Annotated in this window: 14 protein-coding genes; 8 read left to right on the forward strand and 6 right to left on the reverse strand. The window is 44.3% G+C overall.

Features of this window, described 5'->3' with window-relative positions; all coding sequences use genetic code 11:
• Nucleotides 1–3 precede the first annotated feature (3 nt).
• From IPL83_20180 to IPL83_20215, 8 genes are all read left to right on the forward strand, one after another.
• Nucleotides 4–1503 (forward strand): AgmX/PglI C-terminal domain-containing protein, encoded by a 1500-nt coding sequence (locus IPL83_20180; protein MBK9041442.1) that lies wholly within the window; start codon nucleotides 4–6, stop codon nucleotides 1501–1503.
• A gap of 72 nt (nucleotides 1504–1575) precedes the next feature.
• Complete coding sequence (locus IPL83_20185; protein MBK9041443.1) at nucleotides 1576–2403, forward strand: outer membrane beta-barrel domain-containing protein; 828 nt, start codon at nucleotides 1576–1578, stop codon at nucleotides 2401–2403.
• A gap of 10 nt (nucleotides 2404–2413) precedes the next feature.
• The gene (locus IPL83_20190; GenBank protein ID MBK9041444.1) at nucleotides 2414–2908 is read left to right on the forward strand and encodes a hypothetical protein; all 495 of its coding nucleotides are present in this window, start codon (nucleotides 2414–2416) and stop codon (nucleotides 2906–2908) included.
• A 2-nt stretch (nucleotides 2909–2910) separates the two neighbouring features.
• Nucleotides 2911–5046 carry a hypothetical protein gene (locus tag IPL83_20195; GenBank protein ID MBK9041445.1) on the forward strand — a complete coding sequence of 712 codons (2136 nt, stop codon included), beginning with the start codon at nucleotides 2911–2913 and terminating at the stop codon, nucleotides 5044–5046.
• An 8-nt stretch (nucleotides 5047–5054) separates the two neighbouring features.
• Nucleotides 5055–5318 carry a hypothetical protein gene (locus tag IPL83_20200; GenBank protein MBK9041446.1) on the forward strand — a complete coding sequence of 88 codons (264 nt, stop codon included), beginning with the start codon at nucleotides 5055–5057 and terminating at the stop codon, nucleotides 5316–5318.
• Nucleotides 5319–5687 carry a hypothetical protein gene (locus IPL83_20205; protein ID MBK9041447.1) on the forward strand — a complete coding sequence of 123 codons (369 nt, stop codon included), beginning with the start codon at nucleotides 5319–5321 and terminating at the stop codon, nucleotides 5685–5687.
• A 303-nt stretch (nucleotides 5688–5990) separates the two neighbouring features.
• Nucleotides 5991–6530 (forward strand): EVE domain-containing protein, encoded by a 540-nt coding sequence (locus tag IPL83_20210; GenBank protein ID MBK9041448.1) that lies wholly within the window; start codon nucleotides 5991–5993, stop codon nucleotides 6528–6530.
• Between the two features lie 50 nt (nucleotides 6531–6580).
• Nucleotides 6581–7621 carry a PD40 domain-containing protein gene (locus tag IPL83_20215; GenBank protein ID MBK9041449.1) on the forward strand — a complete coding sequence of 347 codons (1041 nt, stop codon included), beginning with the start codon at nucleotides 6581–6583 and terminating at the stop codon, nucleotides 7619–7621.
• Between the two features lie 57 nt (nucleotides 7622–7678).
• Here the strand turns inward: IPL83_20215 and IPL83_20220 are convergent, their stop codons facing one another.
• The 6 genes from IPL83_20220 to IPL83_20245 all read right to left on the reverse strand — a co-directional run bounded on the left by IPL83_20220 (nucleotide 7679) and on the right by IPL83_20245 (nucleotide 14552).
• On the reverse strand, nucleotides 7679–8743 hold the full coding sequence (locus IPL83_20220; protein ID MBK9041450.1) for a hypothetical protein: 1065 nt from the start codon (nucleotides 8741–8743) through the stop codon (nucleotides 7679–7681).
• A complete protein-coding gene (locus IPL83_20225; protein MBK9041451.1) occupies nucleotides 8727–9350 on the reverse strand; it encodes a class I SAM-dependent methyltransferase in 624 nt (207 codons plus the stop codon). Before IPL83_20225 ends, IPL83_20220 begins: the two co-directional genes overlap by 17 nt.
• On the reverse strand, nucleotides 9347–10000 hold the full coding sequence (locus IPL83_20230; GenBank protein MBK9041452.1) for a class I SAM-dependent methyltransferase: 654 nt from the start codon (nucleotides 9998–10000) through the stop codon (nucleotides 9347–9349). Before IPL83_20230 ends, IPL83_20225 begins: the two co-directional genes overlap by 4 nt.
• A gap of 16 nt (nucleotides 10001–10016) precedes the next feature.
• Nucleotides 10017–10832 (reverse strand): ChbG/HpnK family deacetylase, encoded by an 816-nt coding sequence (locus IPL83_20235; protein ID MBK9041453.1) that lies wholly within the window; start codon nucleotides 10830–10832, stop codon nucleotides 10017–10019.
• 44 nt (nucleotides 10833–10876) lie between these two features.
• Nucleotides 10877–12619, reverse strand: coding sequence for an ABC transporter ATP-binding protein (locus tag IPL83_20240; GenBank protein MBK9041454.1), 1743 nt, complete (start codon nucleotides 12617–12619; stop codon nucleotides 10877–10879).
• Nucleotides 12620–12689: 70 nt separating this feature from the next.
• Nucleotides 12690–14552 (reverse strand): ABC transporter ATP-binding protein, encoded by a 1863-nt coding sequence (locus IPL83_20245; GenBank protein ID MBK9041455.1) that lies wholly within the window; start codon nucleotides 14550–14552, stop codon nucleotides 12690–12692.
• Between the last annotated feature and the right edge of the window lie 57 nt (nucleotides 14553–14609).

Here is a 14609-nt window from a genome sequence, read left to right on the forward strand (position 1 = left end):
CCAATGCGAAGATTTGAATTGGAGTTAGTTCACAATTATAGGAATCGCTTTGTCGGTCGGCACCGGTTGAAGGGTCGTTCAACCGTTACATTGGGCTCATCTCGAGATGCGGATATTCATCTTTTGGGAGAGGATGTTAGCGGGGTTCATGCCATTCTTGAAAAAAATGATAAGGGTTGGAAGATTTCAGACATGGGCAGCGATAAGGGCACTTGGATTGAAAAGCGGCCCATTGTGGAGCAGACAATTAGCTCCCCAACTCTGGTTAGTATAGGCGGGCACACGATTAACATTATTCCCCGAGAGATAAATTTGACTCTGTTCTCATCTGAACAAACCAATTCGGAGATAGCACCTGGATCAAAGATTTTTCACCAGGTGATTGTAAAGAAGGATGGCTTCGTACAAGAGACATTGTTATTGGATTTGGATACTCCATACCGAATGATGTTGGCTGATAAGGAAATGAGTTTTAACTGCCCAGAGGATCACAAGTGGACCAGTCAAAACTTTGGTAACATTGTTATTCAGCAGAGGAGAGTGGGTACACGGGTTGATATTGGTTATGATAAAGATAACTCAGAGGAGCCGTTTTTTGATTCCAATCTCAAGTTTTCTCTTATGGTCGCAGCAGCCCTGGGGTTTATTATCTCGATTATTCTCATTCTCGAAATGAGAAAGCCATCAGATTCGATGGCTGTTAAACCGGATGCGAATAATTTCACGCGTATGATTTTCGATGCAAAGACACTCAAAAGCAAAAGAGAGCAAGCAACCAAGGCCACAAAGACCATTGTCGGGGAATCTAAATCGATGGGCTCTGAGGGGCTAAAGCCAACATCTTCTCAGCAGGGCAAACGCCCAGAGATTTCTCAAGTTGCCGCAAAAGTTGTGACCAAGATTCGCGCTGCCGGACTCTCTCAACTTATAGGAAAGATATCGAAGCGCGCCGCGACTACGGCCAACTATATCGAATCTGTTGGTCGGGCACCGGATTCTGTTCCCAGTGGACCGGCCCTAGGTGTAGCTGGAACGGCCGCAATCAAACCTGGTGCTAAGGTTGGAACTCAGGCCTACCGAGTAGATGGGGTTGCAACATCGGGTAAGGGTGGAGGCTCTGCTGAGTATAAGGGAAGCGGCGGTTTGAGTATAGGAAATGTAGGGAACGCCACAGTGGGTGTGATTGAAGAGGAGACGGAAGTGGACGGGGGCTTGGATAAGGACGTTATATCGGGTGTAATCAAAACCCAGATTGGACAGATTCGATACTGCTATGAACGTCAGTTAAGTGCGAGTCCTGATCTTTATGGAAAGGTGTTAATTAAATTTACGATTGGTGAAACGGGATCGGTTGTTTCGCAGTCAATTGGATCGACAACGCTTGGTAACGCCATGGTTGAGGGATGTATTTTGAGGCGTGTATCAGGATGGCGGTTTCCCAAGCCAAAGGGTGGGACAGCTGTCGTCGTGACGTATCCATTCCTATTTAAGGCAACGAATTAAACTTCTCTCTCGCCGAGAGAACGAGTGGGTTCATGCTGATAAGATGGAATGGCAAAGCCTGAAGGAGGGCTTATGCGCTCAATGTATGTGTTCAGATTATGGCTTGTACTGTTAAATTTTGGATGTCTTGGAGTTCAGTCTTCAGATGGGGTTGCAGAAGCCCAGGGCAAAAAAGACACTAAGGCTTTGGTTCAAACTGAAGATCAAGCAAAGAAGCAGAATCAAGGATCAACTCCACCGAAGGGTGCCGGCCAGGATTCTGAGAGATTGAATATTCAAGATTTGGAACAAAAATATTGGGCTCCTAAAGATACGAGTTTTAGCGTCGTTCAAAATCGCGCTTATACCAAAGAGAAACGGTTTTCAGGTTCTTTGCAGTATGGACCGATTATCAATGATGCCTTTAATGAGGGCTACAATCTTGGGCTGAAGGCCAACTATTTTTGGAATGAACGAACTGGCGCACAAGTCGAATATGTGTCCTTCAATATTTCTGATAATTCGACGGTGAGAGGCTTTAGCAATCAATACGGAGGGGTGAGACCCAATATTGGTCGAGTCACTTCGATGTGGGGAGTTGGCTACAACTGGGTTCCCATCTACGCAAAGATGAGTCTATTGGGAGAGAGAATTATCTACTTTGATATGGCCATAACACCAACGATAGGGATGATGAACTATGAAAAAACCACCAAGGGTGGAGACAAGAGTGGCAGTTCAGTCGCCTATGGATTTGATATCTCTCAATATTACTTTCTGAACAAGCACATTGCAATTCGCGCTGATCTACAAAATCGCTGGTGGACGGAAGAGGTTTTGGACTGGAACTACGGCACACATCAAAAGAATCAGACGACGAATTCGACGGTATTTTTTATTGGAGTGACTTATTACCACTAAGGAGCAATCCATGAGAAAATGGTATTTGAGTGGTATCACGAGTTGTCTCGTTTTAGGGGCTAGTGGGCCCAGTTTTGCTCGGGAAATTGCCGCCGATGGATCCCTCGAAGAGGCGAGAAAGGCCCAGGTGGTATCTCAAGTCTCAACGGAGCGAACTTGGAAGGAGCTCAAATCGAAAGCACAGAATTTGTGGACAAGCTATTTTGGTGATCAAGAAAAGACCGATCGAGAGACCGTAAAAAAACCATCGAAAGCTGAAGACTCAAATTTGAAACGCCCGATTGCAGATTCGAGTTCACAAGCCTCGAGCGCTCAGGTTCCGAACGCTCAAGCGCCGTCCCAAGCACTCAGGCTCCGAATGTCTCCCCAACTCCGCCTGCAAATAATATCACCCCTGTTACGGAAGCCCCCAACGACCTTCCAAAATATCAAATTCAAGATAAGGGAATCTCTCGTGCGGAGATCCAATCGGTTAAGCAAAAAATTCAAGAAAACAATTCGATAAAGATGACCTCTCCCGGCCGGCTAGGAACGAGTCAATTGCCAACAAAGGCCGGAGGAGCACCTCAATATGATTTCTATGAATCAAAAAAATCGGCAGGGAAAAAGGTCTCCGTTAAGGACCTAAAAATTAAAAAGAAAGCGATTCCTCTATTGGATATTGGAGAAGAACCATCTATCTCTGCACAGAGTATGATAGACCTCGCGTTTTCTGTGTTCAATCCAAAGTACTCGCAGCCAAAGCCGCTACAGCAACCTGATGGTTACAGTCGCTCAGAGGCCCGCAGTTGGATGAAGAAGAAACCCATGATGCTTGGCCCATTTGATTACAAAAGTATTAGAAAGGGCTTGGTTGACGGGTATCCAGTCACTCGCGAAATGGTGGATAAAATTGTTCTTAAAGAGCTTGAGGATACAAAAATTGTCGAACTTTCTGTTCGGCCTTTGAACAAAGATGAAAAGGCCATGTTGACGGCTCTCATTATGAATCGAAAAGGAGACAAATGTCATTTGGTAATTGGCCTCTTAGATGACCTCTCAAAGAAAAAGCCCTTTATTGATGAGGCTTCCTTTGAGTTGGGGATTTGCGCTCAAAAATTAAAGCTTTATTCTCAAGCCTTCTCCCGCTTGATTAAAGTCATTGAAGCGGAGGACCCCGTCATGGCTCCACAAGCCATTTCGACTTTAGCTGCTGATTTGCCAGCTGAGTATGAAGTCAAGATGACGAAAGTTCTAGATGGTCTAAAAAACAAGGCACTTATTCCGGAATCGAGCCGAGATGATGTCAACTACGTGATCGGAAAGGGCTCTTTTAAGCAAAAAAAATATGAATTGGCCATTTCGAGCGCTCAGAAAGTAAGTGAGAAGAACAAGAGATACATTCAAGCTCGTTACTTGTTGGGAATTTCGGAATATGCCGCAGACAAAGGGCAGGCTGGAATGAAGACCCTCCTCTCCTTGCGAGAGTGGATGGCAAAAAAGGCCAAATCTGATAAGAATGTGAGTTCGCTCATGGCCATCAATATGGCCCGAATCTATTTCAATCTTGGTGATTATAAAAACTCACTCGAAGAGTACAAGAAAATAGGCAAGGATCATCCAGTATGGCTTCAAGGTTTGATCGAACAGGGATGGGCGCAGGTCCTTGTCGGAGATAACTCGGGAGCTATCGGTAATATGCATTCCCTGCATAGTCCGTATTTTAAGGCCGTCTACAAACCAGAGTCCTATGTGGTTCGCTCTATTGGATATCTGAATATTTGCCAATATGGAGATGCATATAAATCTCTCCATCGAATGGAGCAGGAGCATCTTCCCTGGGCAAAAGCCATGGAAGACTATTTGGCGAGAAAGAAGACTCCCGGGGAGTACTACGACACCATCAAAAACTATCTCCGTGCCGCAAGCTCCTCAAATATAGATGGGCTGCCGTCTCAAATTGTTCGGGAAATGGGGCGAAGCCGAGATTTTCTCAATTATCAGACAGGCATCAATGAAAAGGTAGACGAAGGGGACCGTTATCCTGGAGTTCCTGCCCAATTGGCTTTGGGAGTAAAAGACATTCAGACTCGAATGAACCGAGCGAAGACTCGCTATGCAGCAACGATGCTTAACTTGGAAAAGGCGAAAAAAGATCCTGCTTTGGCGAAGAATGTGAACGAGTGGACCGCCCAAAAACACAACGACTATGATTTGATGGTTGGTTATAAGTTTCAACTCAATATGCTCGACGAAAGTAAAAGAAAATTATCAACTTTTCAAATGAAATCAATTTCTCAACTCAACGATGAAAAAGGCCAATTGCGCGAGGCGGCCGGAGTCGCGATTGGAAAGCGTATTGTTGAGATGAAAAGCGAAGTGAAAAGGTATTTAGAGAACAATGAGCTTTTGCGCTATGAAATCTTTGCGGGAGCTGGCGAGAACATTCGCTATCAGGTTGCAGGTGGAGAAACAGCTCCAGCTAATCGAGTGCCAGCCAACGTTAAGCCGACGAAAATATTGAATTGGGAATTCGATGGAGAGTATTGGGAAGATGAAATCGGAAACTATCGGAGCCAGGCTCAAGATAATTGTCCTCAAAAAGGAAAGATCGGAGCAGGTGGTTCTTCAGGAGTTCAAACATTTAATGCAGAATCTAAGTAGGGGGAATCATGAAGTACGTTACGTTGGCAGTTATGGCTCTTTGGATTTCATTTTCAGTCGAAGCTAAAACTGACATTGAGTCAAATCTTGAGTTGTTAAAAAAGAACGAAGAAAACAGTAAGGAAAATTTTGAGCAATACAAAAAAAATCTCGAAATAGTTCGTCAAAATGAACAAGAGGCCATCAAGGCAGAGAAAGACTTGGCGGATAAAAAGAGGCAACTTCAGAAAAATGACAAGGACTTTGAAAAGAATAAAATCGCACTGGATTAAGTGAAAATCAAAATATTCGAGATGAAAAATTTGGAGAAGAAGAAGCTGGCCGAAGAGGAAAAGGAACTTGAAAAGCTCAAGGAACTTCTAGCAAAAATGGAAAAAAATAAAGCGCAAAGAGAAGCCAATTTGAAGTCCTACGACTTGAAAGCCGCAGAGATTGATCAGGAGAAAGCGGATTGGGACAGTCAAAGAAAAATCATGGGAGAGTTACTCACTGAAATTGACAAGAAGGAAATCAAAGCCAAAGAGGCCCATGAAAAATGGGGAACAAAACGTAAATCCTACGAAAAAGAATCGGCTCGGTGGGAAAATGAGCATAAACTGGCTGTCAAATCCCGAACTGAATTTCGTAAAATGGCTGAATGAGTTTAGCGATTAGAAATTTTATGCCCTATTTATAAAATAGTCACGACGACGCGCATGCGGATGTGGACCTACATCTCTCAGGCTGCCGTTTCAAGGCTCCCCCTTTATCACAGTAAAATGAATGAGATTCTGTTCGCGATGACTGTGAATTTCTGAATCAAGCACACCCGAAATATCGGAACGCTTTTTGCACATGTTTGTCGAGCATTCGGACCTCACGGATAAGGAGGCGTCTCGTTTTCTGGCAAATATGGTTTAGTTAGGGTGTTGATCTCAAAATTTTTTGGAGAAAGAGAACAGAAAGTGAAAAAAGCAAAGAGAGAACCAAGATATTGGCTGATAAAGTCTGAGGCAAATGTTTTTTCAATCGATGATTTGAAGCGATCGAAGAGGACGCGTTGGGAGGGGGTTCGTAACTATCAGGCCCGTAATTTTATGATGAGAGAAATGAACCTTGGTGATCAGGTTCTGTTTTATCACTCCAACGCAAATCCTTCGGGAATTGTGGGAGTCGCCGAGGTTTCTGCTCCTCATCAGCCTGATCCCACGGCTCTTCAAATCGGATCAGATTATTTTGAGCCAAGGGCCACTCTTGATAATCCCATTTGGTATTGCGTCGAGATTGCTTTTAAATGCAAATTTCCAAATCTCATGAGTCTCGATTTTCTGCGCCAAATTCCTGAACTGAGCGAAATGATGGTTCTAAGGAAGGGATCTCGCCTATCTATTCAGCCGGTATCTCAAGAGGAATTCCAGACCATTGTCGCTCACTCGACCAATAAACCTACCGGAGTTGCTGGCAGGGAGGTTGCCATTAAGAAGAGTAAGGGTAAAAATATTTGAAGGCAGCTTTTTGTGGATCAGTTTGGTCTTGGTAGAAGGAGTCCCGTTCAGTGAAGGAGTGGCTAAAGGATAACTGGGCTCGAATCACGGTCGGGATACTTTTGGTCTTGGTGATATCATCCGGGCTTCTTTATTTTCTTGGAGTCCCGCTTTGGGAAGCAAGCAAGAGAGGAATCGGCGATTTTGAAGGCCAGATTGTCTATTCAAGGACAATGAAGGATTTCGTCGATCTTTCGCCAAGAGAGTTGGTAAAAGAAGTATTCATTCTGGATATGAAGACAGGTCGGAATCGGCAACTGACGGATCACGGAACGGTGACGCTTCGTCCTGAAATTTTGCCTCAGAGTCCATGGCTCGCTTATACGTCCTTTGTTTTTCATGCCAAAGAGAAAATTAAAAATGCAGATTTATTTGTTTATAATTTACTCACCCGCGAACGAAAGATTTTGTCCTATAAGAAAGGCCTGAACCTTTCGGGGAGTTTTGCTCCGGACGGAAGGGAAATCTATTACACGATTCGTCAGGGGCGTTTACTTGATGTTTTCAGAATTGGAATCGATGGACGTGGATTTAAGCGAGTCACACGGGGACGTCGCGCTTCTCGGAATTCAAGTCGTCTCACTCAGAGTTCCGAGCCTGCGATTTCTCCTGAAGGTGACAGAATGGCTTTTGTATCAGATCGAGACGGGAGGCCGACGCTTTACATTCGTGATCTTAAAACTGGGAATGACGTGAGAATTCTGTTTGCTGGCGTGTACAACACTCGGCCGCGGTGGTCTCGAGATGGACGGCGTTTGGTCTTTCAGGGTTATCTCAAAGGTCATTTCGATATTTTTGTCATTGAAGCCAGCGGGAAAAATCTTTTGAAAATCTCTCGATCAAGAAATCCGGCGGGACTACCAGCAAACAATGAGTCTCCCGATTTTTCTCCTGATGGAAAGCACATTGTCTTTACGAGTGATCGCACCGGGTACAATCAAATTTACGTAATTGACGTAGATGGAAAAAATACTCGCCGCCTCACCTTTGATACCTTTCATTATTATCAGCCTAAGTGGATTCCAAAAATACTCCCGACTGAAAATCAGTAAACCCAAAGCGCCTATCTGCTATGAATAAACTGGCCCTCTTGATGTTGGGAACAAGAATCAAGAAGGCCAGTTTATCAGCGTTTCAATGAACTCCGCCGCCTCCCTCGCCCCATCGCACGGCAGACTGTACCCGCGAAATCGTGAATACAAGTTCTCAATTCTTAGTTTTAAGTTGCCTAAATCCAAACGGGGCAGATCATCCTCTTCGAGATGTATGCCGACATCAAGTTCTTCAATCAATTTTGCATTGATCCATTGCTCGGAGTGTCCAGAAAGGGGGACAACAATCAAGGGAATTTTTCTTTTCAATCCTTCGCTTATCGAGCTAAACCCGCCATTCGATATAATGAGGTCGGCCTGGTTGAGAAAGTCAGTATTATTTCTCAATTCCTCTCGCGGAGGAGGTTTTTGGAGGATGACCCCATTGAGGAGAACCGCAATATCTTCAGAAAAGCGCGTCAGATCCTTGTTGAGTCCAGATCCTGTTGTGACGGTTGCTATTCGCAGAGGCTTCTGAATTTTGATTGATTCCTTTATTTGATTTCTGACAATGGGACTGATACTTTTGAATTTAGAACTCCTTGAATTCTGTTTGCTCGGCAAGGGCCATGGACTCAATACCCAATTGGGAACAATTCCTTGAAATATCGAGTCAAGGCTTTCAACCAGACAAAAGTGCGCCCATTTAGAGCGAGGGAGATTTTTTCTCTTTAAGACTTCTCTGAGAATATGATTCGAATTATTCAAAGTTAAGATTGTTGAGTCGAGAAAAATTCTTGGAAGGATCCCGTATATCGAGTCATAGACAAGGATTGTTGGTCGCTTTTTTCTGACCAAATTAAATATCTTCAATTCATTAAAAAATGATATTTTGGCAAATTGGAATCCCAAAGTAAGGAGAGAAAAAATACCGAGCTTTTGGTACCTGATAGGCTCCAGGGGAATCAGTTCCCTTATGAGCTTTCGGTCCTTGAAGAATTCCATCCCGATTCCAAAAGTTGCAACGTCACATTGTATTCCTTTAGAGGACAAAACCTCGATGATGGAGAGGCATCGGGTGGAATTTCCAAGGCCAACTCCAGAAACAACAAATAGGACTGAACTCTTATTTATTACGGACATAAGATTCAATCTGGGCAAAGGGATGAATTCGATGTTTCTTAGCTAAAATCCAATTCTCAGAACGGCTCCAGTCATCAATTTGGCGCGACAAAGAGGTGTTCACATGAATTCCATGAGAGCGATGATAGGTTTGATAAATCCGACTTGCTAGAGTATCCGGAGGATAGAGTAAAACAACTTGCGCGAGTCGATCACTCCAAAGCGAAATGTTCTTCAAGAAAATTTGTGGATCTTGACAAAATTCAAGAACACCCAAAATCAGAATAAGATCATAGAATCCATCGCGCTCAGTTGAGGCAAAATCTCCGCATATTGTTTTGACCCGATCATCCGAAGGGATCTGATTTATCATAGAACGACTTCGGTCGACGCCTGTGATCCCTTGAGGATTTAGTTTGAGTAGTTCACGAATGTAGTATCCCGAACCACAGCCGATATCCAAAAGATATTTCCCTTCTAATTTCTTTGGTAGCAAGGAAAGCAAAGACCTTAGTTCAATCTTCTTAATGACTTTCGCCGAGAATGATCCAACATATGCAGACGCAACTTTGTCGAAATGAATATCTAAGAGTTCGATCTGAGCACCAATCTCATGTAATTCTTTCATGTTAAATTTGTGACTAAGCATCCGAAAGATAAATTTGGATCGCGGACAAACTTTATCGGCAATTCTCTTCTATTGAGGGGTGACAGTGCATCGCTAATCTCTCGTTCTGTCCAATATTTTGGAACATAAAACGAATTCCAAATACCGTAGGAAAAAAATGTGTAAACCTGATGTAGCATGCGGATAATGGAAAATTTCCGCTCCGAAAAGGAAAACAAGAAATATGTGCTATTTAGCCGAGACGCCAAGTCTTGAATTTCGCTGAGAGAAAGCCAATCCAATAGACCCAAAGCAATAACGCAGTCGGCCTGAGGCAATGGGCAGGTTGTTACATCTCCCTGAATGAAGCTGGCAAGGCCCTTCAGGCGTTGTTGGGCTTTTGAGATTGCGGTCGGTGAAACGTCTATTCCAACCCAAGACGTGAAATCCTGGCGGTCGAGACTGGAAAGAAGAATTCCGCTGCCACATCCCAATTCGAGAAGACTTTTCCCTTTTGCGTGTTGGCTCAAAATTTGAGATGTTAGATCAAGTCGCTTTTTGACTGAGTTCAAACGAGTTTTCGACAGGCCTCGATTGCAGTAATAGCGTGAAGCCTCCCAATTAAGAATTTTGGCGTTCCAGAATTCAGACTTAAAATTGACCGATCTCATGAGTTGCTAATTACCATCAGTTTTCCAGCAGTGACAATAGAAACAAATACTCATGCCGACGGCCGTGGGTGAGGCTATCTCTGGATATTAGGCAGGCGTCAATTTCTCCCGGGTGAACAATCCAGATATAAGGATGATTTTTTGCCAGCTGAAAGCACATTTCGGTGGATTTTAGGCATAGATTTCGGTAGTCGAGATTACAGATAACAGGAGGGAGAGTTTTTAGTCCGTTTCTGTGTAAACACCTTTTCAAAGAGAGCCCCTGATATTGCAGATACGATTTTTTTGAGATATCAATCAAAGAGTGTCCGGGGGATTGCATTTGAGCTGTTGTTCTTACGGGAATGGCGGTTAGCTTTTCGGCGATAACTAAATCGATGAGGGCCTGGTTCACCATTGGCAGCTGATGGACGTGTTCATGACTATCGAGGTGATCAGGATTTCGGTGAAATGTTTGTCGAAATCTATTGAGTTGTGCTTGGAGTTCATCCTGTATTGCCCTCGTGTCTAAGGATCCTCGAAAGGCTCGAAGGGCCAAATCTATCGAGCTCCGAAAGTGACCCTGACGATCGATGAGTCCACTGCGAGGAGACGGTGTCGTTAAGGGTCTTCCCGCTTTTCCCGTAAGGGTAAAATGAATTCCTATTTTTAGATTCTCAATTTCCAGTTGGTGAGCGTCTCTGCTAAAATCTGAATAGACGGTCATGCAGGAAACGGCACTGAGAATTTTACGGGAAGCCAAATTAATAATTGCTGAATTCACAGAAGACGAAAGACCAAAATCGTCTGCGACAATAAAGGGCCGAGGTACAAGATCAGGAATTAAATTCAATTGAGAATTCAATTTTGAGTTTAAGTGAACGTCGAAATTTGATTTCAGATTTGACTCAAGCAGGAAGGTTCCCTTTTTTTCTTGAATTGCGATGTGTAAAGATCAAAATACTTTGCCTCTAAGTTCATTAACTCTGTGTGAGAGCCTATCTCATGAAGCTGGCCATGATCAAGGACGGCGATGCGATCGCAGTTTAAAATTGTCGATAAGCGGTGAGCAATAATGACACTCGTGCGGCCACTGATAACTCTTTGGGTCGCGTCTTGAATCAGCTTTTCACTGATGGAGTCAATGTTTGCTGTGGCCTCATCGAGAATCAGAATATCAGGGTTGAATGCGAGCACTCGAGCGAAAGCAATGAGCTGTCTCTCTCCAACGCTCAAATTAATCCCCCTTTCTTCAACATCTGCATCAAGTCCACCCTTGTGCGTTTGGAGTAGTTTCAGACATCCGGCCTCATTTGCAGCATTTTCGACCTGTTTGCGAGAGATTCGAGGGTCATTGAGGCAAATATTTCCCGCAATAGTGCCTTTGAATATAAAATTCTCCTGAAGTACGACTCCGACTCTTCGGCGCCACTCGCGGGGTGAAACAGACCGCAAATCGCGTCCCTCAATGATGATACTTCCACTCGTGTGATCATAGAGGCGCTGCAAAAGAGAAATTAAGGTGGTCTTACCACTTCCTGTGCGTCCCACGAGGGCCAATGATTCGCCCTGGCGGATGTCCAAATTAATGTCCTTTAGGGCCCATGGGCCGTTCGGGGAATAGCGGTGAGAGAGTTCCCGAATTTGAATTTTTCCAGACAAGCGTTCACTGGGCAATGAGTCTCCATCGAGGGGTTCCGGAGGTTCATCCATGAGGGAAAATATTCGATCGGCACTTGCCAAGCCATTTTGAAATTGAGTGTATCGTTCGAGAATCGTCTTGAGAGGCTGGAAAAAACTCTGAACCATAAGTAGAAAAGTTGTGAGTGCACCCAAAGAGAGGCCAAGCTCTTCACGATAGAGTCCGCCAAAAAATAAGGCCGTCGTCATGGCAATAACGTTAAACAATTCGATGATCGGCCAAAGCAGGGCAAATAAGCGAACGGTCTTTAGATTGAGTTTTTTGAATTCTTCTGAGTAGCGATTGAATTCGCTTTGTCGATCATCAGTTTTGTGGAAAAGCTGGAGAACCTTAAGTCCGTTGAGACTCTCGGCCGTAAAGGCATTGATTGTAGCCAATTTGCGCTTAGCATCTCTAAACACAAATCTAATTTTCCGGCTCAGGTGAACGCAAAGGAGTGTTAAGACCGGAGCAACCGCCGTTGTAATCAAAGCGAGCTTCAATGATATGAATGACATAGCGATAAAAATAGCGAGCATTTCGATACTGCTCACGATGACAGCCGTAATTCCCAGACTGAAGAGCTCTCCGAGTGCAGCAATGTCGTTTGTCACTCTTGTGACCGTTCTTCCCACAGGGTTTTTATCAAAATAGGTGAGGGGTAGACTTTGAACGTGAGAAATTAATTTTTCACGCAAATCATAGAGCACTCGGTTGCCCAGTCGCTGAATACCGTAGGTTTGAGCAAAGTGCAGAGTTGACCTCAGTATTTCTAAAACGAGGTAAACACAGGCGGCCTGATAGACAAGGGAAAGGTCGTCTTTTCTGATCCCCTCGTCTATGGCGTGACCAAAAACAACTGGCATAAGTCGTCCTGTGACGACATAACTGAGAATAACCAAAATCAGAATAATAAATCCATAGCTGTGGTTCCACAGCAACGGCCATATTCTTTTCATAAAGGACAGGAATCCTAACTGGTGTTGGATATGCTCTTCGTCAAGGAAAGATCGGTCTAAATTGCGTTTCTTAGCGCTCATTAGAACTCCCATTTTCGGACTGCAATGCCACGAAACGCAAATAGGTGGGACTTCTGAGGAGTAATTCTTGATGTGTGCCTATTGCTTCCATTTCGCCACCATTGAGAACGACAATGCGATCAGCCCATTGCAAACTGGAAACTCGGTGGGACACAATAAGGAGAGTGATAGATAAATTGTGATTTGTGACTCTTTGCCGAAGATTTTCGAGAATATTTTTCTCGGTTTTCGCATCGACAGCGCTCAGTGAATCATCAAATATCAAGAGGGGGGAGTCAGTCATCAGGGCGCGCGCAATTGTGAGCCGTTGTTTTTGACCTCCCGATAAATTGACGCCTCGTTCTCCGAGGTAGGCGTCATATTTTTCAGGGATCTCGTTGATCTCTTCGGCGATATTAACGAGCTGGCTGAGAGCATGAATTTCATCCATGGACCATTCCTGGCGAGCTAACGCCATGTTTTCCTGGATGGGCTTAGAAAATAAAAATGGGTCCTGGGGGACAATGCTGACTGTTCGGCGGAGAGAAATCTTTCTCAGTTGTTCGATTGAAATACCGTTATAAAGTATGGAGTTCGGCGAGACAGGGTAGAGTCGACAGAGCAGATCCACGAGAGTTGACTTTCCGGCCCCTGTTTCTCCAACTATGCCAATGGTCTCGCCGGCTTCAATTTTGAATGAGATATTTCGAAGAGCAGGATGATTTGTTCCAGGATAGGTAAAGCAAAGATCCCTGATTTCTAGGTTTGAAAATTTATCCAACTGATGTTGTCCGGAATCAGGAACATCGCTTGCTATTTTAAGAAGGTCAGCAATTCGAGCAAAGGAAGCCTTGCCCTGCTGAACGTGATTAAATCCGATGCCGAGGGCCGACATGGGCCAAATCATGCGTTGAATATACTGATAAAAGGAAAAAAATGCGCCGAGAGAAACAGTGCCCTTCATGACTTCCGGAGCGCCGATGGCCAAAAGGATAACTGAACCAATTGCCACGCTCATTTCCATGACGGGGGGAAAGCAGGCATCGATTTTTGCAACTTGGTTGCAAGCCAATTGGTAGTTTTTGTTAAATTGGTTAAACAGCCTAGTCTGATTGATCTCTTGGGCATAACTCTTAATCACACGGATTCCAGAAACAATTTCCTGTGCCGCTCCTGACATCGCTGCAAATTTTTCTTGTTGCTGACTAAAGTTTTCGTAGATGAGTTTGAGGATGCGAGCCACCACGGGAGGCACGATCGGCATGAGAATTAAAGTTTTCCAGGTCCACGAAACAGATAGCGACATCATGAGAGGTGGCACAATAAGGAGAATAAAAAGCGCATCAGCAATGACGAGAGTCCCAGGACCGATCGCCATGCGGAAGGAGTTGACATCGTTGGTGATCAAGCTCATCAACTCGCCGACAGAACGTCTTTGGTAAAAGCTGGGACCAAGGTCCAAAAATTTATCGAAGGCACGATTGCGTAGATCTTCTGCAACTCCGTGGTGGAATTTTCCCCAGAACACTCGCCAAAGGTATCGAAAAAGGGCCAAGAAAAGGGCTGTTGCAACTAAGAAGGCAACGGTTCGAGCAAGTGTCTGCCAGCCGGCCTTCTGTGAAATCTGATCGATGGCGAGACCGATGATGTATGGGGGTAAAGCATCAAAGAGGTTTGTAAAAAACAAGGTGACTAATCCTAAAGAGAAAACCCGCCAATTTTTGGAGAAATAATAGAAGAAAGGGCGATTCAAAAGCAGGCGCTCATCTGCCTCTCTCTCTGATGGCGATAAAGGGCGCTGGGTCTGTTCAGAGGTCTGCAAGTGATCTCCACGCATAGCGACAACCAGCTGAGAATTCAGCTTTTGTTTCAATTTTATAAATTTTCAAAGGCCACTCTATAATGGCTAATTTGACCGAGATCAGAGGTC

The organism is Bdellovibrionales bacterium (assembly GCA_016716765.1).
In the GTDB taxonomy this organism is placed as follows: domain Bacteria; phylum Bdellovibrionota; class Bdellovibrionia; order Bdellovibrionales; family UBA1609; genus JADJVA01.

Excerpts from the sequence above, each read along its gene's own strand:
- IPL83_20180 (MBK9041442.1), top strand. The coding sequence starts at position 4 with ATGCGAAGATTTGAATTGGAGTTAGTTCACAATTATAGGAATCGCTTT.
- IPL83_20240 (MBK9041454.1), bottom strand. The coding sequence starts at position 12,619 with ATGAAAAGAATATGGCCGTTGCTGTGGAACCACAGCTATGGATTTATT.
- IPL83_20225 (MBK9041451.1), bottom strand. The coding sequence starts at position 9,350 with ATGAAAGAATTACATGAGATTGGTGCTCAGATCGAACTCTTAGATATT.
- IPL83_20185 (MBK9041443.1), top strand. The coding sequence starts at position 1,576 with ATGCGCTCAATGTATGTGTTCAGATTATGGCTTGTACTGTTAAATTTT.
- IPL83_20195 (MBK9041445.1), top strand. The coding sequence starts at position 2,911 with ATGACCTCTCCCGGCCGGCTAGGAACGAGTCAATTGCCAACAAAGGCC.
- IPL83_20190 (MBK9041444.1), top strand. The coding sequence starts at position 2,414 with ATGAGAAAATGGTATTTGAGTGGTATCACGAGTTGTCTCGTTTTAGGG.
- IPL83_20220 (MBK9041450.1), bottom strand. The coding sequence starts at position 8,743 with ATGTCCGTAATAAATAAGAGTTCAGTCCTATTTGTTGTTTCTGGAGTT.
- IPL83_20200 (MBK9041446.1), top strand. The coding sequence starts at position 5,055 with ATGAAGTACGTTACGTTGGCAGTTATGGCTCTTTGGATTTCATTTTCA.
- IPL83_20230 (MBK9041452.1), bottom strand. The coding sequence starts at position 10,000 with ATGAGATCGGTCAATTTTAAGTCTGAATTCTGGAACGCCAAAATTCTT.